Origin of the sequence: Anaerocolumna jejuensis DSM 15929 (assembly GCF_900142215.1) — a bacterium.
Classification (GTDB): domain Bacteria; phylum Bacillota; class Clostridia; order Lachnospirales; family Lachnospiraceae; genus Anaerocolumna; species Anaerocolumna jejuensis.
In genome coordinates this window covers 233,321-255,217 of record NZ_FRAC01000008.1, presented here as the reverse complement: position 1 = coordinate 255,217, position 21,897 = coordinate 233,321, and the positions used below count along the sequence as shown (strand labels likewise).

Below are 21,897 nucleotides of genomic sequence, written 5' to 3'. Positions count from 1 at the left end.
AAGGGAAAAGAATATGGATTATAATGAAATTGCTAGAAAGATAATTGAGTATTCGGGCGGTAAAGAAAATATAATAAATGGCCTGCATTGTATAACGAGAGTCAGACTGTATTTAAAGGATGAAAAAAAAGCAAATGTGGAACGAATGAAAAAGGTGGACGGTGTAGTTGGCGCACAGTTTCAAAATGGACAGTTTCAGATTATTTTAGGACCTCATGTAGACAATGTTTTTGAAATTTTAGATAAGGAACTGCATTTTCATGATATATCGGATGCTTCAAAGTATAAGAAAAAAGGCAAAATACTGGATGCCATAATAGATACGATATCCCAAATATTTACGCCTGTAGTACCGGCTGTTGTTGGAGCTGGTGTTATGAAAGGAATTATGGCTCTGCTCCTGTATTTTAAGATACTCACCGATACGAGCGGTACATATGCCGTTTTAAATATGATCTCTGATGCGGCCTTTTATTTCCTGCCTTTTTTGCTGGCGGTATCCGCATCCAGAAAGTTTAAATTAAATGAATTTTTAGGCTTGTCTCTGGCAGGTATTCTGTTATATCCGACACTTATAAATGCCACGGAACCTATTAAATTTCTGGGGGTTTTTAAGATTCCCATCGTAACCTATTCAACGTCTGTTATACCGATTATTTTAGGCGTTTGGCTAATGAGTTATGTTTATCGCTTAATTGATAAATTTATACCAAAAGCACTTAGGCTGGTATTGACTCCGCTATTGTCAATGATGATTACTACACCTGTTCTGCTTATTATTTTAGGACCGTTAGGTTCTTATGCCGGTAATTATGTTGCGATTGCCAGTACTTACTTATTTACCAGATGGCCTTTGGCTGCAGGACTTATTGTTGGAGCGGTTTATCCTTTAATTATTATGACAGGAATGCATTATGCGTATTTTCCTGTATTATTCCAAAATATCAGTAAATATGGTTATGATAACGGATTCTTTCCCATTGGTCTGTTTTCGAATCTGGCACAGGCGGGAGCTGCTTTTGCCGTAGCACTTAAGACTAAAAATAAAAGCTTTAAGAGTGTGGCAATATCTTCAGGTATTGCTGCTACCCTGGGCACTACGGAACCTGCCTTATACGGCATAAATCTGAAATTGAAGAAACCCCTGATTGCATCCATGATATCCGGCGGTATAGTCAGTGCGGCAGCGTTGACCATAGGTATTAAATATTATGGATTTGTTGCCCCAGGACTCATTGCATTATCCGTATGTGTAAGCCCTGATGGTACTATGGCAAATCTTATGGTTGCCGTGATTGGTGTGGCGGCAAGCTTTATTCTTGCTTTTATTTTAACTATGATACTTGGATTTGAGGATGTACAGGAAACCCAGAAAGATACCGAAGCAGAGAAAATTAAAAAGGAAGCTTCCTTTAAAGGAGCAGTTTTGGAAGAGGCAAGTATGAATACTAAAATTAGTATTACAAGCCCATTAAAAGGCAGGGTTGTATCACTAAAGGAAGTTCCCGACGCGACGTTTGCCGAAGAAAAAATGGGAAAAGGGATTGCCGTACTTCCGGAGGAAGGAAGGATTTGCGCACCATTTGATGGTAAGGTAGCTGCGCTTGTAGAATCAAAGCATGCCATAGGTCTTGTTTCGAATGAAGGTACAGAGTTATTGATCCATATAGGCATGGATACCGTAAATCTGAAGGGCAGATATTTTGAAGCCTTTGTAAAACAGGGCCAGGAGGTAGCAAAGGGCGATTTGCTGATCCAATTTGATAAAAAAGCAATAGAAGAAGAAAAGTATTCTTTGGTGACACCTATAATTGTTACAAATACCTGGGATTACCTGGATGTATTAGCTTCTAACAAAAATAGAACAGTACAGGCAGGGGATGAGCTATTAACAATTTTAAAATAATTTTCGTTGGATAATCCCGGTTCGGGATTTGAAATAAATGAATAGTAAACAAGGTTTGATAGTAAGGAGGAAGAAAATATGTTTAATAAAGTGGAAGGATTTCCAAAGGATTTTTTGTGGGGAGGTGCAACCGCATCCAATCAATGTGAGGGCGCTTATAATGTCGGCGGTAAGGGATTATCAACTCTGGATTTTGTAAAATTCATAGAGAAAAAGGACCGAAGGAATGACATTCAAACAATGGACGTAACCTATGATCAGCTTAATCAATACCTGGAAGATGAGTCCAATATAAATTTTCCGAAAAGAAGAGGAATTGATTTTTATCATCAGTATAAAGAAGATATTAAGCTTATGGCAGAAATGGGGTTCAAGACATTTAGAATGTCCATATCCTGGCCGCGTATTTTTCCGACCGGTATGGAGGAAGAGCCCAATGAGGAAGGTCTTAAATTCTATGATGCCGTATTTGACGAACTTTTAGCTAATGGGATTGAACCTTTGGTAACAATGATTCATTATGAGATTCCAATTGAATTAACCAAAAAATATAATGGCTGGGAAAGCCGGGAGCTGGTAGATTATTTTGTTAAATATACAAAAACGCTTCTGGACCGTTTTAAAGATAAAGTGAAATACTGGATAATCTTTAATGAAATTAATATGATGCTGGCCAGTGCTTATACAGGAGGAGGACTCTTTCCGGAAAAATCCTCAAGAAGTAACCTGGAAGTGAAATATCAGGCAACCCATCATCAATTTCTGGCAAGTGCTTTAACAACAAAATATGCCCGTGAAGCTGCTCCCAATGCAAAAATCGGATGTATGATTGCAAGACTGGAAACTTATCCGGCTACCTGCAGACCGGAGGATATGCTTAAAGCCATACAGGAAGATCAGCTGAATGTATTTTATACGGATGTCATGGTAAGAGGAAAGTATCCAAACTATATGACGAGATATTTTGAGGAGCATAATATCCATCTTCAAACAGAAAAAGGGGATGAAGAAATTTTGGCCTGCTATACCGCCGATTATGTTGCTTTCAGCTATTATATGACATACCTGGCAAGTAGTGAGCCGGCAAAATCCGAAACATCAGGAAATTTAATTGGTACTTTAAAGAATCCTTATTTAGAATTGTCAGAATGGAATTGGCCCATTGATCCTATCGGCCTGCGTATTACTTTAAATCGTCTTTACGACCGTTATAATGTTCCGTTATTCATTGTAGAAAATGGCCTGGGAGCATATGATAAGCTGGAAGATGGAAAGGTACATGATCCTTACCGGATTGATTATCTTGCAAAACATATCACTCAAATGAAAGAAGCTGTAAAAGACGGGGTAGAATTGCTAGGCTATACTACCTGGGGATGTATTGATCTTATCAGTGCGGGAACTTCTGAAATGAGCAAGCGGTATGGGTATATTTATGTTGATCAGGATGATTACGGAAACGGAACCTTACAGCGTTATAAAAAGGATTCCTTTTACTGGTATAAAAAGGTCATTGCCAGTAATGGGGAAGACTTAACAAAGGAGTAGTTCATATGAAGGATTTAGAGGGAAAGGTTGTTCTGATAACCGGTGCTTCCAGCGGTATTGGAGAGGCAACTGCTAAATTGCTGGCTTCCCATGGTGCTAAGGTAGTGTTGGGTGCCAGGAGAAAAGACAGGCTGGAGAAGATTGCGGAGGAGCTCAGAAAATCCGGTAAGGAGGCGATTTATGAAGTAGTTGATGTCTCTCGGTATGAAGATATGCTTCGGATGGTAAAAACAGCTGTCAAGGCATATGGGAAAGTGGATGTGCTGTTTAACAATGCAGGTGTAATGCTGTTGTCACCTTTGCATGAGTTAAAGGTGGATGAATGGATGAAAATGATTGATATTAATATAAAGGGAGTGCTATATGGAATGGCAGCCGTGCTTCCGGTCATGAGAGAACAAAATTATGGGCTCATTATAAATACGAATTCCACTGCCGGCTATCGTGTAATGGCAAATTCAGCGGTTTATTCGGGCACCAAATTTGCAGTAAGGGCAATCTCTGACGGACTCAGGAAAGAAGAGTCTACCGATAAGAATATCCGGATTACCAATGTTGCACCGGGACCGGTAGATACGGAACTGGTTTCTCATATCAGTGATACTGCTTTGAGGGATGAACTAAATGAATTTACGAAAACAAAAGGTTTATCGCCGGAAGATGTGGCAGAGGCAGTGCTATTTGCCATAAGTCAGCCGGAAAGCGCATCTGTAGATGAAATAATAATATCACCTGCGAAAAAGCTAGGTAAATAAAGAGAAGTAAATTAAATATCAAATACTCTCAGGTCAAGAAGGGATATTGTTGATTTTAATAAAAGGCAGAGCCAGTTTATTTTCTATTGGTTCTGTCTTTTTTGGCACGATAGCATTTAAGAAGACTATCTTAACCTTTTTAATTATATATGGAAGTATTTTGTAGAAACGTGTATAATGAAGGAAAATAAGTATGTGAAGAAGCTGAAGGATTTGCAAGCTTTTTCAATTGCAGGGAGCGGTATACTTTTCATTATGTTTATTATAGAGGTAGCAATTATGAATAAGTCAAAAATAATCATTCTCAGAGGGAACTCGGGAAGCGGTAAATCAACGGCAGCAAAATCTCTGCAGAATAAATTTGGACAGGGTACGTTACTTCTATCACAGGATGTGATTAGAAGAGAAATGTTATGGGTAAAAGATGGAATAGGAACAAAAGCACTTCCTTTACTTTTAGAACTCGTAAAGTATGGCAGGGAAAATTGTGATGTTGTTATACTGGAAGGGATTTTAAAGGCAGCCTGGTATAAAGAACTGTTTGAGCAAATCAAAATAGAATTTGATCTCCGTATTTATGCTTACTATTATGAAATACCTTTTGAAGAAACTCTGATACGCCATCAAACGAAGCCAAATTGCCATGAGTTTGGAAAAGAAGAAATGAAAGATTGGTGGAATGAAAAAGATTATATCGGCATAATTCCTGAAAAAATAATAACTGCTGATTTTAGCCTGGATAGCGCAGTGGATATGATTTACCAAGATGTAATGAATGCTTAAATGAAATGACTTATCAATGAAATGAGACAATAACAAGCGGAATGTTGAGGGGGAAATAGGATGAACTCTAAATTTATGGCACCTTTATGGCTAAAGTATCCACATATTCCAGATGGCAGTATTGGCTGGAGAATGGGGTATGGGGAATCCTATGGAGAAGTATTTTTTAGTTGGTTTTATTCATTAAGCGAAGAGGAGAAAACGGAATTTCATAAAAAGTTTCCCGCACCTGTTTGCTGGAGCCTGTCAGAGTATAACTTAAAGCGCTGCAATGATTTTTGGACATATAAGTGGCATAACAACGATTCGATGGTATATTCTGCTGCTGGGATACAGGAGGAAAAAGAAGCCGGCATCGAACGAGAAAATATTTTCTTCTGGGGACATCATCCCAATAAGAAGGGTGTCATAGGCAAGGAATGTCTGAGCCAGTGGTATATGGCAGAATTTTATGTGGGACATATTGCGTATTGCTGTATGGAACAGTATATGATGTCTAAGAAGGCACTGTTGTTTGGCGATAATGAAACATCTCAGAAAATAATGGAAGCGAAAGAACAAAGTGTCATTAAACAATTGGGAAGAGAGGTTAAAGGATTTGATGAAGAGCTATGGAGCAGATTTAGGATTCCTATTGTTCTAACTGGTAATTATTATAAGTTTTCTCAATTGGAAGAGTTAAGAAAATATCTGCTTGGCACAGGTGACAGCTTACTGGCCGAAGCCAGTCCATATGATTCCATATGGGGCATAGGAATGAATGCTGAAGAAGCTTTGGCATGTAATATCAATCATTGGAGAGGCACGAATTTTTTAGGGTTTGCTTTAATGGAAGTGAGAGACGAAATAGAACGATTGCGGAGATTTGAAAATGAGATAGATGTTAAGCTGACTTAACCGCAGGAAAGCCAGTGTTTAAATTTACTATTTAAATATAAATGGAAATATTATGAAGAAGCATGTATAATAAAAGTAATTAAGCTTTTAAGCTTATCAGAACAATTGAATAGGAAATGAACTATAACAGTGAGAAAGGCATGGTAATTAATATGAGACTTGAAAAAGCTACACCGGAATCACAGGGAATCCCATCCTCCGCGATTCTGAATTTTTTAAACAGGGTAAATGAGCAGGGTTTTGAGGTTCATTCGTTTATGCTGCTCAAGAATGGTAAAAATATCGCCGATTGTTGGTGGAAGCCATATGCAGCTCAGTACAGGCATCAATTGTTTTCTCTCAGCAAAAGCTTTACCTCCATGGCAATTGGTTTGGCTATCGAGGAAGGTTTGCTGACCACAGGTACGCTGATTGCTGACATCTTCGCAGATGAAATGAAGGAACTGGGTGAAAAGGTTGACGAAAAGATGAGGAAAATGACCGTAAAAAACCTCCTCACAATGGGAACTGGAATGACCTATGAAAATTGGGTATGGGATGATGAAAAGTCTAACAACATTCTCGGATTTTTAAGCTCTCATGTCAAAAATGAGCCGGGGAGCGCCTTTTTTTACAATACACTTGCTACATATATGTGCTCTGCAATAATTACCAGACTGACCGGGCAAAAGCTTGTGGATTACCTCACACCGAGGTTATTTGAGCCTCTGGGTATCGATCCTGTCTGGGATGAGGATAAATTAGGAATCAGTTTTGGCGGCTTTGGACTAAATATCAAAACTGAGGACATTGCTGTTTTCGGACAAATGCTTCTGCAAAAGGGGAAATTCAACGGCCGGCAGCTCGTACCTGAAAGCTGGGTGGAAGAAGCGACCTCCAAGCAAATCAATAACGGAGACGAAGCCGATAGTGATTGGGCTCAGGGCTACGGCTACCAGTTCTGGAGGTGTGTACCCGAAGGAGTATACCGTGGGGATGGCATGTACGGACAATACTGTATTGTCATGCCTGATCAGAATAGTGTTATTGCCGTAACCAGCAACGTTGACATGGGCAAATTTATGAAGCTTATCTGGAGTGAACTCCTTCCATGCCTGGGCGGAGGAAATGTTTTGCCTCAATGTGATGATTACAGCAAATTGGTTGAGTTTGGGACCAGGCAGACACACCTGCAGGTGAACGAAAATGCCGAACCCTATCCGTCCTTCCGGGGGGCTTACAGGCTTTCTTCCGATACAAAGGCACCGGATGATTTCAAGATAAACAGAGTCGATTTTGATTTTGAAAATGGGGAGTGTCTTCTTGCAATTTATAACGATGAAAGCCATCAGCCCTTATATGTGATTCGTTTTGTACAAAAACAATGGGTGGAAACCGCAAAACCGTTCTGGGAACCAGGCGCCTATTACAGAGCTGTCTGCTATGGTGAATGGAATCATGAAGAATTTGCAGCCAGCATTTGGCACTATGAGACTCCTGTTAATACAAAGTTCAGATTTGCCTTCAGTGAGGAGAGAAAAAACCTGACCTTGCACCTTGAAGCACAGATTGAAATGCCACTTAAGTTCGTTAAAATATAATAGTTTTGGGGTAGTAACAGATACAACAATGTAAGTGCAGTTAATAGATACAGCCCAATTGTAAACGCGGAGTAAATATAAATTGCAGCTGAAGCTTCCAGAAAAAGGAGTTCATAAAAATTTAACAAATCTGACGGGAAATTAATAAAAAATATGAAAAATGGCACAATATAATATTGTGCTATTTTTTTATTATAAAACAGACATGCTATCTGTAAAAAGGCCATTCTGTCTGATGGATTTCTTAATAAGGAGGAGCTTCAATTGCTGATCTTGTTGGAAGGAATAAATTTTTATATAAATTCACCGTTTCTGCTGGTTGTATTATTGATACTGCTTGCATTGATCTGTTTTGTTCTATTGATGCTGTATTATCGGTTCTATCACTTTGGTAAGAAAGTAAAGTTTCCGATTTATTCCCTGGGAGACGGAGATAAACCGGGCCCGGGGGAATGGGAGAAACAGATGCTTGATCTGGCGGAAAGCCACAGTCAGGCCAGACTTATCGGATACAGCTTTGTTCTTAATGACTATAATCAGGCGGCCTATAAAAAACTGAATAAAATCAGGAAAAGCATCTCTGCCCTGTCCACCGATATCATTTCCATGATTCCGGCAGCTCGGTGGCTCTTTGACAATTTCCAGATGATGTACCGTGAAATTAAAAAAGTGCGTACCTCGGGAACGAGCTATGCCGTACTGCCGATTCTGAAGGCAAAGGAATACCGCAACTTTCCCCGTATCTATGTTGTGGCTAAGAAGATGGTGGCACTTTCCGGAGGACATCTGAATGAAGAAAGTATTTCCGTGATGCTGAAGGCTTACCAGCAGAAGATACCGCTTACGGACAAGGAAATCTGGGTCTTGCCGGAAGTGCTGGGCTTTTGCCTCCTTGAAGAAATCATTGTAATTGCGGATGAAATTCTACAGATGATTGATGTGAAGTCAAAGGCGGAGAAATTTCTGCGGGATAAGCTTAATAATAAACAGGGGCTGGACGATATATCAGCACTGCTTTGTGATACAGAGGATAACCAGAGGCTGAACTTCTCGTTCCATGCCCATGTAATATATCTGCTGAAGAATATGTCCTTTGATGAAGCTTCCATTCAAAGATATCTGGAATATCATTTTAATTCCCTGGGCAGACAGGTAAAGACCTCCGACATATTCATGGAGGAGGGAAAGCTGGAAGCCTTTCTTGAGACCAATATCAGGACTTTAATTGTCAGTCTGAGGGATATCAATGAATTGGATGAGGAAAAATTCTTTGAGGAATATTCCTGTCTGGAGCATATTTTGTCACAGGATCCGGATGGTGTCTATTCAAAGATGGACTTGGAAGCCAGGGGAATGTACCGGGAGGTTATCGTTAAATTATCCCTTCGTTACCGGCTGCAGGAAGAAAAAATAGCAAAGGACTGCCTGGAGCTGGCGATTCAGGGAAGGGAAGGCCTGCATTGTTCCCATCATGTGGGAGCCTATCTTTTGGGCAAGGGTTTTCCGATTCTGAAAGCAAAGACATTAGGGAAAACAGCCCCCCAAAGCATTAAGAATAAAAGGAACGTAAAGGGCTTTCTTTATTTCCTTTCCCTTTTCCTTATTATTCTGGGACTGAGTGCCTGTCTCCTTTATGCCTTCCGGACCCTTGGAGGCATGGAGCATACCAGCCGGTATGTAATTACCCTTCTGGCGGTAATGCCGCTGCTGCTGGGTATATCCATAGAGGTTACAAATTTTATATTTACCAGAAGAATTAAGGTGAAGAAGATTCCTTCCCTGGACTATTTGAAGGAAATACCGGAGGAAGCAAGAACCTTTGTGGTAATGCCGGTTATCGTCTCCTCGAAGAAACAGGGACTGGAATATATGGACCGTCTTCAAAAGCATTATCTGGCAAACCGGCAGCCGAATCTGTACTTTGCATTACTTTTTGATTTTGAGGATTCCGCGGAGCAGTCTATGCCGAAGGACCAGGTGATTGAAAGTGCCCTGGCTGCACGGATGAAGGAACTGAATGAGCTCTATCCGTCGGAGCACCAGCGCTTTTCCCTGTTCTTCCGCTGCCGTAAATGGAATAAGGCGGAGAACTGTTATATGGGCTGGGAACGCAAAAGAGGAAAACTGGAAGAGTTCAACAATCTTTTAAATGGAGCAAAAAAAGAGGATACCACCTTTTCCTCCATTTATTGTGACGAGGAGCTTCTAACCACTTTCCGGTATGCCATTACGCTGGATGCAGATACGAATCTCATCCGTGACAATGCTGCGAAGCTGGTCGGACTCCTTGATCATCCTTTGAATAAACCTATTCTGGATTCCGCAGGGCAAAAGGTGAAGGAGGGCTATATCATTATTCAGCCCTCGGTAAGAAATCATATTGTCGGTAAGAACGGCAGCAGGTTTACAAAAATTTTTGAAGGAGAATCGGGCCTTTCCCACTATGGAGCCGTCATATCGGATATCTACCAGGATATTTTCAACGAGGGTATCTATACAGGAAAGGGCATCTATGATATAAAGGCCTTCCATCAGGTGCTACGTAATAAGGTACCGGAAAACCGGATTCTGAGTCATGACCTTTTTGAAAGCTGTTATGCACGAACGGCTTTTTCCAGCAGTGCCAAGATTATGGACAGTTTTCCCAACAGTGTTTTATCCTTTACAAAAAGAGAGCACCGTTGGCTGCGCGGGGACTGGCAGCTGCTGCCCTGGCTGTTTATGAAGAAGACCCTGGACGGGAAAAGCCTGAGTGCCCTGGCAAAGTGGAAAATCTTTGACAACCTGCGACGAAGCCTGGTCCCTCTGAGTAAGACTCTGTTCATCCTGCTGAATCTGGCTTGGATGCCAAAAGCATATTACCTTTGGCTGCCCCTGGTCTTTTTTACTGATATCTTTAACCTGGTTATTTTATTGCTTGCAGTGATTACCCAGAAGCTTGTCCGGCCGCAGCTTGCCCTTGTATATAAAAGCTTTTTAAAGGATATTGTTACAATTTTCGAAAGAGCATTCCTGGAGTTTACAATCACTCCCTACCGGGCCTATGTCGCTTCGGATGCCATTGTCAGAACTATGTACCGGCTCTTTATCAGCAAAAAAAACCTGCTTCGCTGGAATACGGCGGAAGCAGTGGATTCCTCCATTATCAATTCCAGAAAAGGATATTTTCTTACCATGTGGAGTTCCCTTCTTCCGGCGGCTGTCCTTGCGGTAATTTTATTTTTGGGATATTTGACTCCGGCAGGAATGATTCTGGCAGCAATCCTTATTGCCGACTGGGGCTTTGCCTTTGAAATTGCATACCGAATCAGCCAGCCGAAAAAAGAGCCTCATACGAGGGATAAAGCAGAGGATAGTGAGCTGCTTTTGGATACTGCCCGCAGAACCTGGCAGTTTTTTAAGGAGCTTTCAGTAAAGGAAAATAACTGGCTCTGCCCGGATAATTACCAGATTTCAATGGTTGAAAAGGTCAGTGATAAAACATCTCCCACCAATATCGGACTTCAGTTTCTTGCAATCCTGTCAGCCAGGGATTTGGGGTTTGAAACTTTGAGCTCTACGGTCGAGGCAGCGGAAAAACTGCTGGAAACGATAAGGATAATGCCGAAATGGAAGGGACATCTCTATAACTGGTATCAAATCAGAACCCTGGAGGTGCTGGAGCCTGCCTATATATCGACCGTAGACAGCGGAAATTTCCTGGGACACCTGGTTACTTTGAAAAACGGCCTTCTGGAGCAAATCGACAAGCCGGTTTATCCTAACAGCTTTCTGTCCGAACTTAAGGCGGCAGTAAAGAACAGCAATAAGGAAATTGAACAAAAAACGGGCACTCCTGCCGGAAATAAGCTTAAGAACGGGTACAGGGCGATAGGTGAACTGATGGAGGATGCTGCGGATATCTGGGAGAACTTAAACGGCAGGGAGCTCAGTCCTGCCGAAGATTACCGTCACACCAGGTACCTGATAAGCCTCATTGACAATATAGTAAACGAAGTTTCTGCCTTAAAGCTGAAGGAAGAGAGCTTTTCTTCTTATCCTACCCTCCGCCATATTGCTGCGGAGGACAATAAGGGCGCCAATAGTATGATCAGCCGAATCAGGGCACTCAGCAGTAAAATAGACGGTATTTTAACAAGTGTTGATTTCCGTGCTTTATTTAACGAAAAGAGAATGCTGTTCCACATCGGATATCATGTTTCTTCCCATACCCTGGATGACGGCTGTTATGACCTGATGGCATCGGAATCGGCCCTCACAAGCCTCCTTGCCATTGCCATGGGGGAAGTGCCGCTCAAGCATTGGGATAAGCTGGGAAGGCCATTGACCATCGTTAAGGGAATTCCATGCTTCGTGTCCTGGAGCGGTACAATGTTCGAATTTTTAATGCCGAATCTTGTATTCAAAGAATATGAGGGCTCCGTATACGCACAGACCTCCAGGGCAGCGGTGCTCCAGCATATGAAGTATGCAAAGGAGGCGGAGATACCCTGGGGCATATCGGAATCCCAGTATTACCGGTTTGACTTGAACTCAAATTACCAGTACAAAGCCTTCGGTGTTCCAAAGATAAGACTTCAGCCGGTCCGCAAGAACTCCCTGGTGGTTGCTCCTTATGCAACGATGCTGGCACTGGATGTCGCAGAAGAGGAATGTATGAAGAACCTTACGCGGCTGAAGGAATTAGGGGCCTTCGGCGATTATGGGTTCTACGAATCCGTTGATTTTAATGTGCCGAATTCTGTGGAACTGACGCCTTATTGCATTGTAAAATCCTATATGGCACATCATCAGGGGATGAATCTGGCTGCGATTAATAATTATCTGAATGAAGGGATTCTTCGGGAGAGATTTCATGAGGAAATGATGATAAAGTCCGCAGAAGTCCTGCTGGAAGAAAAACGCCAGTCCCATTTGATTTCCATTGCCAAACAGGGATATACAATAAAAATCGGAAAGCCCCTCTTTAAAGAAGATATTTACAGTGACCGGTATGTCATAAGTACGGCTGTGAATTCGCCGGTCGTAAATTATCTGTCAAACGGTAAGTATTCACTGCTGATAACTTCCGATGGGGACGGCTTCAGTAAATATGAGGACCGGATGCTTTACCGCTGGCGGCCGGATACCTACGCCAATACGGGTAATTATATCTATATCAAGGATATGAAGCAGGGCAGGCTCTGGAGTACCACTTATCATCCTACAAGAACGGAGCCGGAGGATTACCAGGTCGTATTCTGTCCCCACAAGGCAGAATTTAAACGCAGGGACGGGGATATCTCCTCCCACATGATTGTCAGCCTGGATGCGGACCATAATTTTGAGATTCGCAAGGTTACGCTGACCAATCACGGAAATGAGGAAAAACAGCTGGAAGTGACCAGCTATCTGGAGGTGGTGGATGATGCCCAGCTGGCAGAGTTAAGCCATCCTGCCTTCAATAAGCTCTTTCTGGAAAGTGAGTATCTGGAAGAGCAGGAAATCTTCCTTGCAAAAAGACGGCGGAAGCAGGAGGAAGACAATCCTTATCTTATGCATATGGTAAGAACAGGAGCAAAGCTATGCAAAAAAGTGGAGTACGAAAATGACAGAAAACGGTTTATCGGAAGAAACAATACTCTGGAGAATCCGGATTCTGTGGTTAACAGTATTACCTTTTTCAATAATTCGGGCTTTTGCAATGATCCGATTATGAGCCTTCGGGCCCAGCTTTGCATAGAGCCGGGCGGAACAGCCTGTATTTCTTTCATTACCGGAGTATGCGGCAGCAAGGAGGAAGCAATAAAAATCGCAGGTGATTTCAATGTAAGCTACCGGATCGATGATATCCTTGAAAAATTCAGGCTTCAAAAGAACCTGGAGTTAAAGTATCTGGAGATTACCAGAACCCAGCTGAACGCTTTTCAGGATCTGATCAGCCCGATCTTCTATTCCGAAGGTGTTTACCGTGGGCCGGATGAAAATATAAGACGGAACTTTAAGAACCAGAGCTTTTTATGGAAATTCGGCGTATCCGGAGATAACCCCATCCTGCTCTTAAAGGTCCGGTCCATCGGAGAGGAAAGAATCGTGAAGGATGTATTAAAGGCCTACGAATATCTGAGAATCAACCATGTTATGGTGGATCTGGTTATCCTGATTGACTCCAAATACGGTTATATGCAGGAGGTAGATGAATTAGTCAAAGATATGACAAGCTCTCTTCGGATTTATGATTCCGGAAGTGAGAAGCCAAGCTTCTTTATGCTGCATACGTATCAGATGATACCGGCAGAAATTGATTTGCTGTATACGGTAGCGCGGGTCGTTTTTTCAGAGAAGACAGGGATTTATTTTAATAATTTAAAAGATAATCAGTATGAATTACTTGAAGATTAGTTGAAAAATGTGATGCATTTATCAATTTCTATTTATCAGGTTTCTATTGAGGTTTTCGCAGACTGGTCTGCGATATGCAATGGAAGCGATTAAGTTTTAAGGAGGTATCGGCTTTGAGCACAGCATCTGCACCAACGACACAGGAAAAAGAAACAGAGAATTATGAATTTTTTAACGGCTTCGGGGCATTTGCCTGTGAGGGCAGAGAGTATGAAATTCTGCTGGAGGGTAATAACAGACCTCCGGCACCCTGGATCAATGTGGTCTCAAACAAGAGCTTTGGCTTTCAGATATCGGAGTCGGGTGCGGGCTTTACCTGGAGCAATAACAGCAGGGAGAATAAGCTTACGCCCTGGTCAAATGACCCCGTAAGTGACAGAGCCTCCGAGGCAATCTATATTCTGGATGAAATAACCGGTGAGGTAATGACGCCCATGTCCCTGGGAAGAGCTGACAGGGGCATTTACCGGGCAAGACACGGTTTTGGATATAGCAGGTTCCTTCATGAGGAAGAACTCCTTGACCAGGAACTGACGGTTTTTACACCTTTGGATGAGTCCTTAAAGCTATGGAGCCTTAAGCTGACAAACCATTCGGATAAAGTAAAATATTTGAGCCTGACCTATTATGTGGAATGGGTTCTGGGTACCCAGAGGGAGAGTACCAACCCCTATATTTTGACTGCCTACGACAATGAGCATGAATATTTATATGCAAAGAACATCTATACTCTGAACTTCCAAAACAGTTACTCTTACCTGTTCTCCAGCGAGATGATCGTCGGTTATACCGGTGACAGGCAGGAATTCCTGGGGCAGAAGGGCAGCATCCGGGAGCCCCGGGGAGCGGAAGTCAAGCTATCCTGCAATACAGGGGTGTGCTATGATTCCTGCGGAGCAATTCAGGTATCCGTAGCAATACAGCCCCAGGAAAGCAAGACTGTGCTTTTTGGGCTCGGACAGAGCAACAACCTAAATGAGATATATCAAATCAGAAATAAGTACAAGGATGTCTCCGCTGCCGATAAGGAGCTGGACAGGGTGAAAGACTACTGGGACCGGTTGCTGGGGACAGTTCAGGTGAAGACGAAGGACAGGGCACTAGATATTCTGGTTAACGGCTGGCTGCTCTATCAGACCATATCCTGCCGTATTAATGCGAGGGCAGGCTTTTATCAGTGCGGAGGAGCTTATGGCTACCGGGACCAGCTTCAGGATACCCTTTCACTTCTCTTTACGGACTCCGGTATCCTGCGCAGGCAGATCCTGATTGCCTGCAGCAGGCAGTTTGAGGAAGGGGATGTCCAGCATTGGTGGCATCCTCCCATGGGTATCGGGGTAAGAACGAGAATCTCCGATGATTTGCTATGGCTGCCCTACTGCACTGCTGCGTATGTCAAAAGCACCGGGGACGCTGCAATCTTAAAGGAGCAGGTACCTTACATCAAAGGCCCGGTGCTACAGGAGAATCAGCAGGATATCATGTTTACCCCGGAAATATCCGAGCGTATAGAAAGTGTTTATGAGCATTGCAAAAAAGCCATCGACAGGACCTGCTTCGGAGAGCATGGGCTTCCTCTTATGGGGGGAGGCGACTGGAATGATGGAATGAATGAGGTTGGAATGCTGGGGAAGGGGGAGAGTGTCTGGCTGGGCTGGTTCTTGTATACCGTATTGGGCGACTTCATTCCTTTGTGCTATCAGGAAAGCGACGGGACCTATGGACAGGAACTGGAGCAGAAACGGGAAGCCCTGCTTCAGAGCCTTGAAGAATATGCCTGGGATGGAGAGTGGTATCTCCGGGCCTTTTATGATGATGGCTCAAAGCTTGGCTCGAAGGAAAATGACGAGTGCAAGATAGATTCCATCAGCCAGTCCTGGAGCGTGATATCCAAAGGAGCAAAGACGGAGCGGGCAAAAACGGCAATGCAGTCGGCATGGCGTTATCTGGTAAGGGAGGAGGATGCCCTATCCCTGCTTTTGGCACCTCCCTTTAATAAAACAAGCAAAAATCCGGGTTATATCAAAAATTATATCCCCGGCATCCGGGAAAACGGAGGCCAGTATACCCATGCGGCGGTTTGGCTGGCAATTGCCGCGTCGATGCTTCAGGACTATAATATGGCCCAGACCCTGTTCACCATACTTAATCCGATTTACATTACGCAAAACAGGAAGGATGCCCTCCGGTATGAGAAGGAGCCCTATGTAATGACAGCGGATATCTCGCTCAGTCCGCCCTATACCGGAAGAGGCGGCTGGAGCTGGTACACCGGTTCCGCAGGCTGGATGTATCAGGGGCTTTTAAGCTGGTTTTTGGGCATTCGGAAAGAGGGGAATGAGCTTGTCATTGATCCGGCAACACCGGCAGGCTTCGGTGATTTTTCCATTGAATATAAGTATGGGAGCTCCCTCTATGAAATCCGCGTTGAGAGCAGAAGCAAGGGGACGCTGACAACAGATACAATTACTGTGGATGGCCTGTTAATTCAGGGAAACAGGGTTCTGCTGACAGATGACGGAGAAAAGCACCTGATTATTGTATAGTTTCCGGCTTTTTTCTTCCTGATCCTTGTTGATTGATGGAGGCATTCAGGCTGGAGGAAACTAAAATTCTACTTTTGTAGACTCAATTTTGTGAAAACTGATTAAATCAGACAGGTTAAGTTAACATAGGCCGGTACTAAGGCTTATGAACTTAACCTCTTTTTTAAATATTAATGGAAATATTTTGATATAACAATTATAATAAAATGAGGAAATGATATAGCCTCTGATATCGTAATATAATAAGCAGCTTATAAGCCTTATAAGCAGTTATTGGGCAGTCTATAAACAGCTTAAAAGCAGTCTTATTAAGCAGAAGGACAGACTATTGTTTGCTATATTTATATAAAAACCTATAATAAAAAACTATAATTCCTTATAACTCTGGACGTTAGCGGCAGGGCTTAAAGAAGAGGATAGAATTAACAAGGAGGATTTTAATGATTAAGGGAATATGCCTTGGAAATATCATGGTGGATTGCAACGATGAACAAGGTCTGTGCGAGTTTTACCACAAACTGCTGGGATGGGAAAAAAGCATAATGTTCGGACGTCCTGCACTGAGTAAAGATGGAATTGTATTTTTATTTATGGAAGAAGAGGATTATGTTCCGCCCGCATGGCCGGAAGAAGAGGGGAAACAGCAAAAACAAATGCATTTTGATTTCCAGGTTGCAAATGTTGCGGAGGCAGTTGAATATGCACAATCCCTTGGTGCGAAGAAGGCGGCATTACAATCCGGAGGGAAGGAATGGGTCACTATGCTAGACCCTGCCGGGCATCCATTCTGCCTTTGCTCCCAGGATAACAAGGCATAATTGTAACTGAGAAGAGCACATAACCGCCAAGCAGAAATTTACAGGAGAATATACTATGAAGTATCTTACAAAGGAATGGTATGAATTATGTCAGCGGACCTGGCTGCATTTTGGCATGAAAGTGAACGATGGCGCTGCTGTTTATGACGAAGCTCTCTATTTGCGGCTCTATAGGAGAAAAGAAAAGGAATTTGTAAAAATACAGCGTGAGATTTACGATGCTGACCCTCGTTTTGCATTGGAGCAGGACGGATGTACGATTACTCCCTTTTATATATTTGCAAATGGTGAAGAGATAGACGTAGAGGATAAAATAGTATATCACATGCCGTCCGATGAAAGAGAGCACATACTGAAACGAATAGAGGAATATGATGTTCGCCCGCCCTTTGATGTGTTAAAATGCAGGGAAGAATTCCGCTCTATTCAGGAAACGGTAAAAATAAGAGAAGCGGAAGAGAAAATTCCTCATGAACTTTTGCAGCAAATTGCAGATATGAGGGTTTTCTCTCTGGGTTACTGCACGAAGGAAGTACTGAAGCAGCTAAAAAGATACAGCAATGAGAATGAAAAGAAAATGAAACATGTTTTAAGTGAAAATTCTGAAGCCCGGATGGCTGAGAGTATTCCTAAAAGTATCAAAGAGAATTTCGGTTTTCACGATTGCAGGGTAAAAGAGTTTACAATAGATAAAAATAAAAATATAGTAATAAGGCTTGATACCCGGGGAGGTTTCACCGATTTAAACAAGATTACTTTTGTTTCGCCTGATATTATAAAACAGGAAGAACACATTATGGGCAGTGTCTGGCTTTATGAGGAGCTGTATCGCAGAGATAACGGTTATGAAGCCCATGTGCTTTTGGCAGGGGAAGCAATGCTTGATCTTATTATTAGCTGTGAGGATATAGTAATAGACAAAGAGTGAAATGTAAACCCCAATTTTACTAAGGTATCATGGATGAAATTTTAAGTTTTAGTAAAAAATTACCTTTTATAGTACGATTATTTAAGTTTTATAATTGGCAAGAAAAATAACCATGCCGTATAAGCTAGCTTCAGTGAAAGAAGCTTGTAAAGCAAATATAATATAAGTCCTGCAATTCCGTATTAATTAAGGAAATTGCAGGACTTTTTATTTAATACCTCTCGATTTATGAAGTCTTATTCGTTGAGAGTAATTAATAAAGTAATTAATGTAAATTCCCAGTTAACATAGTCCGGGTAGAAGCTATTTGAAAACACTCATTCGTACTTAATCGTTATTTTTAGCGGTTGTAAAATCTGTGTAAAGACTTTTTTCTAGAATAAGCAGCATTTTACCAGACATATGTGCCATGCTAAAAATCAACCTTTAAATACTAAAATAATAAGAGGATTTTAAAACATAGAAAACGTTTAAGAAAAAAATGAGATTTTTTAAAAAATACTTGCAATATTTAGAAAAAAGAGATATAGTTTATATAGTAAATTTAAACAAAAAAGTTAGATATATCCATTAACGCTTATGCGAGTTTAAAAATCATGACATAATATACAAATATAGCAATTGTGTCATAAATAATATATACAATATTGTTTGTACTAATCTTAGAAAACGATTAAGTGAATTAAACACTATAGGGTAAGGAGATTTTACATTGGTTTCTTTAAAAGACATATCAACAAGATGCGGAGTATCAGTAGCTACTGTCAGCAAGGCTTTAAATAACCATAAGGATATTGCGGAGGCTACAAAAGAGAATATAAGAAGAGTTGCAAAAGAAATGGATTACTTTCCTAATTCTTCTGCCAGAGCTTTAAAAACCAACAGAACCTATAATCTGGGAGTCTTATTTGTGGATGAAGCGCAAAGCGGCTTGACCCATGAATATTTTGCTAATGTTTTGGACAGTTTCAAACAGGAAGCGGAGAGAAATGGCTATGATATGACCTTTATCAGCAAGCACACCGGCAGTATGAATATGTCCTACTATGAACATAGCAAATACCGAGGTGTCGACGGGGTGGTAATTGCATGTATCCGCTTTAATGATCCTCAGGTCGTGGAGCTGATTAATGGAGAGCTGCCGGTGGTCACCATCGATCATGTATTTGATAACCGGACAGCAATCATTTCAGATAATGTAAAAGGGATAAAAGAATTAATTACCTATGTCTATGAAATGGGGCATAGAAAGATAGCGTACATACACGGTGCGAATTCCTCGGTTACCCAGAATCGTGTGGGGAGTTTTTACAAGACCCTCGGCGAATTTGGAATAACAGTACCCGATGAATATGTAAAAAGCGGAATTTACCATGACCCAGACACTACGGCGATTCTGACAAGGGAGCTGCTGGAGTTAAAGGATAGACCAACATGCATTTTATTTTCTGATGACTTTTCCTGTCTCGGAGGTATTAATGCTATTAAGGAACAGGGACTTCGAATACCGGAGGATATCTCAATTGCCGGTTACGATGGAATTACCCTTTCTCAGGTATTGGTTCCTAAATTAACTACTTTACAACAGGATACCAAAACTATGGGAAGAAGTGCGGCAGAGAAACTGATTGCACTCATTGATAATCCCAAGGCTACTATTATTGAACGAGTGGTAATACCCGGAGTGGTATTGCCGGGGCAGTCAGTGTATAACCTGAAGGGAAGAAATAAATAAGAAAGAAAGGAAGGAATAAGTAACACAGAAAGTACAACCTTACTGCTTGTTACAGAGTTGTACGGAAAAAGGAGAACTCAGACTATATAAGATTACACTAGGGGGAAGAAGATGAAGGATTTTTTGCATAATACATGGAAACACAGAGCACATCTTGTTATGTGTATTCCCGCAGTTCTTGTGATATTTTTGTTCAGTTATATGCCAATGGCAGGTTTGGTTATGGCATTTAAGAAATTTAATTATAGTTTAGGCATATGGAAAAGTCCATGGGCTGGTTTGGAAAATTTTAAGTTCCTGCTTGTTTCCAGCGATACATTCATGAGAATAACAAAAAATACATTACTCTACTATTTGATATTTACCATCATTGGTACAATTCTTAATATTGTTATTGCAATTGGTATTGACCAGCTTGTATTTAAAAAAGTGGGTAAATTATTTCAGAGTATTATGATTGTTCCGGTTTTTATTTCCTATGCTGCTGTTCAATTTATCGTATATGCATTTTTAAGCAATAACGGAATGATCAATGGCATGATTCAGAACTTCGGCGGAGAGGGCGTTCGCTGGTACACCACTGCAGGCTACTGGACAATAATCTTAACGGTAGTGAAGATATGGAATAGCGTGGGTTACGGATCAGTGCTCTATATGTCGGTTCTGGCAGGTATTGACCAGGAGATGTATGAAGCAGCTCAGATTGATGGTGCTAATAAGTGGAAGCAAATCTGTAACATAACATTACCTTCACTTGTACCAATGATTACGATCATGATTTTGCTTAGCGTTGGCGGTATCATGCGTTCGGAAACAGGCTTGTTCTATCAGGTGACCAGAAACAGCGGTATATTGTATTCAACGACCCAGGTTATTGATTCTTATATTTTAAATGCTATCCTGACAACACCAGATTATGGATACACGGCTGCAACAACCTTCTATCAGTCGATTGTAGGATTACTATTAATTTTGGGAGCCAATGGTATCGTCCGTAAAGCAGCACCGGAAAATGCATTGTTTTAAAACTGGAGGAATGAAAATGAGTACATTAGCAGCAAAATCAAATATTAATAACAGGGCAAATATTAAGATCAAGAAGAAGAAAAAGGGAATCGGACAGTATATCTTAACAGCACTTCTTGGACTATATACTTTGTTTTGCCTGTTGCCCATCATACTGGTTTTTGTAGTTGCATTTTCGGATGACAAAAGTATTGTTTCAAACGGTTTCAGCTATTTCCCGGAAAAATATTCGCTGGAAGGCTTTAAATACGTATTTAAGTATGGTAAGCAGCTTGCCGTGTCCTATGGTGTGACTATCTTCATTACCATAGCAGGAACATTAATGGGCCTTATGTTTATGAGCTTATTAGCTTATGCAATGAGCAGAAAAGATTTTCGTTTAAGAAGGTTTTTATCGATATTCGTAATGGTACCAATGCTTTTTTCGGGAGGTCAGCTTGCAAGTTATATCGTATATACCTCTATGTACCACTTAAAAGACAGCATCTGGCTGCTCGTCTTACCGCTGACTATCTCTACCATGAATATAATCATTTTGCGAACGTACATACAAACAAGTATTCCGGATGAATTAATGGAATCTGCCCGAATTGATGGTGCCAGTGAATACAGGACATTTTTCCAAATTGTTCTGCCGTTAATGAAACCTGCTCTTGCATCCGTTGGTTTCATGCTGGCAACGGCATACTGGAATGATTGGCAGAATGCATTGCTCTACATTAGCAGTGAAAACAAGATGCCCTTGCAATTACTTTTGGTTCGTATTCAAAGAAGTATTGAGTTCCTGCTCAATAATAAGAATATAACAGGATCTGCTTTAGCAGTATTACAGCAAGGCATTCCACAATATTCCTGTACAATGGCGACAGTTATTACGGTTGTAGGTCCTATTATGGTGGTTTATCCGTTTTTTCAGAAGTATTTTATTAAAGGTCTTACCGTTGGTTCTGTAAAGGGCTGATATTCATGATGCTATGCATCTTGAAATATAATA

General features: G+C 41.4%; 13 protein-coding genes. All 13 read left to right on the top strand.

The annotated features are described in order from the left end of the window. Nucleotides 1-13: 13 nt before the first annotated feature. The gene (locus BUB77_RS07245) at nt 14-1,906 is read left to right on the top strand and encodes a beta-glucoside-specific PTS transporter subunit IIABC (protein WP_073274315.1); all 1,893 of its coding nucleotides are present in this window, start codon (nt 14-16) and stop codon (nt 1,904-1,906) included. 78 nt (nt 1,907-1,984) lie between these two features. Beyond that, nucleotides 1,985-3,454: a glycoside hydrolase family 1 protein gene (locus tag BUB77_RS07240; protein WP_073274313.1), complete on the top strand. Its 1,470-nt coding sequence runs from the start codon at nt 1,985-1,987 to the stop codon at nt 3,452-3,454. A 5-nt stretch (nt 3,455-3,459) separates the two neighbouring features. Beyond that, nucleotides 3,460-4,209: an SDR family oxidoreductase gene (locus tag BUB77_RS07235; RefSeq protein WP_073274311.1), complete on the top strand. Its 750-nt coding sequence runs from the start codon at nt 3,460-3,462 to the stop codon at nt 4,207-4,209. A 279-nt stretch (nt 4,210-4,488) separates the two neighbouring features. Then, entirely contained in the window at nt 4,489-4,992 is a 504-nt protein-coding gene (locus BUB77_RS07230; protein WP_073274601.1) for a kinase, read from the top strand. Between the two features lie 60 nt (nt 4,993-5,052). Continuing rightward, the gene (locus BUB77_RS07225) at nt 5,053-5,889 is read left to right on the top strand and encodes an NADAR family protein (RefSeq protein WP_073274309.1); all 837 of its coding nucleotides are present in this window, start codon (nt 5,053-5,055) and stop codon (nt 5,887-5,889) included. 140 nt (nt 5,890-6,029) lie between these two features. Then, nucleotides 6,030-7,469 (top strand): serine hydrolase domain-containing protein, encoded by a 1,440-nt coding sequence (locus tag BUB77_RS07220; RefSeq protein WP_073274307.1) that lies wholly within the window; start codon nt 6,030-6,032, stop codon nt 7,467-7,469. 264 nt (nt 7,470-7,733) lie between these two features. Beyond that, a complete protein-coding gene (locus BUB77_RS07215) occupies nt 7,734-13,850 on the top strand; it encodes a glucoamylase family protein (protein ID WP_073274305.1) in 6,117 nt (2,038 codons plus the stop codon). Between the two features lie 113 nt (nt 13,851-13,963). Continuing rightward, nucleotides 13,964-16,396 carry a glycoside hydrolase family 94 protein gene (locus tag BUB77_RS07210; protein ID WP_073274303.1) on the top strand — a complete coding sequence of 811 codons (2,433 nt, stop codon included), beginning with the start codon at nt 13,964-13,966 and terminating at the stop codon, nt 16,394-16,396. Between the two features lie 440 nt (nt 16,397-16,836). Further along, a complete protein-coding gene (locus BUB77_RS07205) occupies nt 16,837-17,214 on the top strand; it encodes a VOC family protein (protein WP_073274301.1) in 378 nt (125 codons plus the stop codon). Nucleotides 17,215-17,269: 55 nt separating this feature from the next. Continuing rightward, a complete protein-coding gene (locus BUB77_RS07200) occupies nt 17,270-18,142 on the top strand; it encodes a DUF4085 family protein (protein WP_073274300.1) in 873 nt (290 codons plus the stop codon). A 712-nt stretch (nt 18,143-18,854) separates the two neighbouring features. Continuing rightward, a complete protein-coding gene (locus BUB77_RS07195) occupies nt 18,855-19,877 on the top strand; it encodes a LacI family DNA-binding transcriptional regulator (RefSeq protein WP_073274298.1) in 1,023 nt (340 codons plus the stop codon). A 222-nt stretch (nt 19,878-20,099) separates the two neighbouring features. Further along, nucleotides 20,100-20,903, top strand: a complete 804-nt coding sequence (locus tag BUB77_RS07190) for an ABC transporter permease subunit (protein ID WP_170866604.1) — start codon at nt 20,100-20,102, stop codon at nt 20,901-20,903. A gap of 16 nt (nt 20,904-20,919) precedes the next feature. After that, entirely contained in the window at nt 20,920-21,864 is a 945-nt protein-coding gene (locus BUB77_RS07185) for a carbohydrate ABC transporter permease (RefSeq protein ID WP_073274294.1), read from the top strand. Nucleotides 21,865-21,897 lie beyond the last annotated feature (33 nt).

Excerpts from the sequence above, each read along its gene's own strand:
- BUB77_RS07190 (WP_170866604.1), top strand. The coding sequence starts at position 20,100 with ATGGCATTTAAGAAATTTAATTATAGTTTAGGCATATGGAAAAGTCCA.
- BUB77_RS07220 (WP_073274307.1), top strand. The coding sequence starts at position 6,030 with ATGGTAATTAATATGAGACTTGAAAAAGCTACACCGGAATCACAGGGA.
- BUB77_RS07200 (WP_073274300.1), top strand. The coding sequence starts at position 17,270 with ATGAAGTATCTTACAAAGGAATGGTATGAATTATGTCAGCGGACCTGG.
- BUB77_RS07225 (WP_073274309.1), top strand. The coding sequence starts at position 5,053 with ATGAACTCTAAATTTATGGCACCTTTATGGCTAAAGTATCCACATATT.
- BUB77_RS07245 (WP_073274315.1), top strand. The coding sequence starts at position 14 with ATGGATTATAATGAAATTGCTAGAAAGATAATTGAGTATTCGGGCGGT.
- BUB77_RS07185 (WP_073274294.1), top strand. The coding sequence starts at position 20,920 with ATGAGTACATTAGCAGCAAAATCAAATATTAATAACAGGGCAAATATT.
- BUB77_RS07240 (WP_073274313.1), top strand. The coding sequence starts at position 1,985 with ATGTTTAATAAAGTGGAAGGATTTCCAAAGGATTTTTTGTGGGGAGGT.
- BUB77_RS07235 (WP_073274311.1), top strand. The coding sequence starts at position 3,460 with ATGAAGGATTTAGAGGGAAAGGTTGTTCTGATAACCGGTGCTTCCAGC.
- BUB77_RS07230 (WP_073274601.1), top strand. The coding sequence starts at position 4,489 with ATGAATAAGTCAAAAATAATCATTCTCAGAGGGAACTCGGGAAGCGGT.
- BUB77_RS07205 (WP_073274301.1), top strand. The coding sequence starts at position 16,837 with ATGATTAAGGGAATATGCCTTGGAAATATCATGGTGGATTGCAACGAT.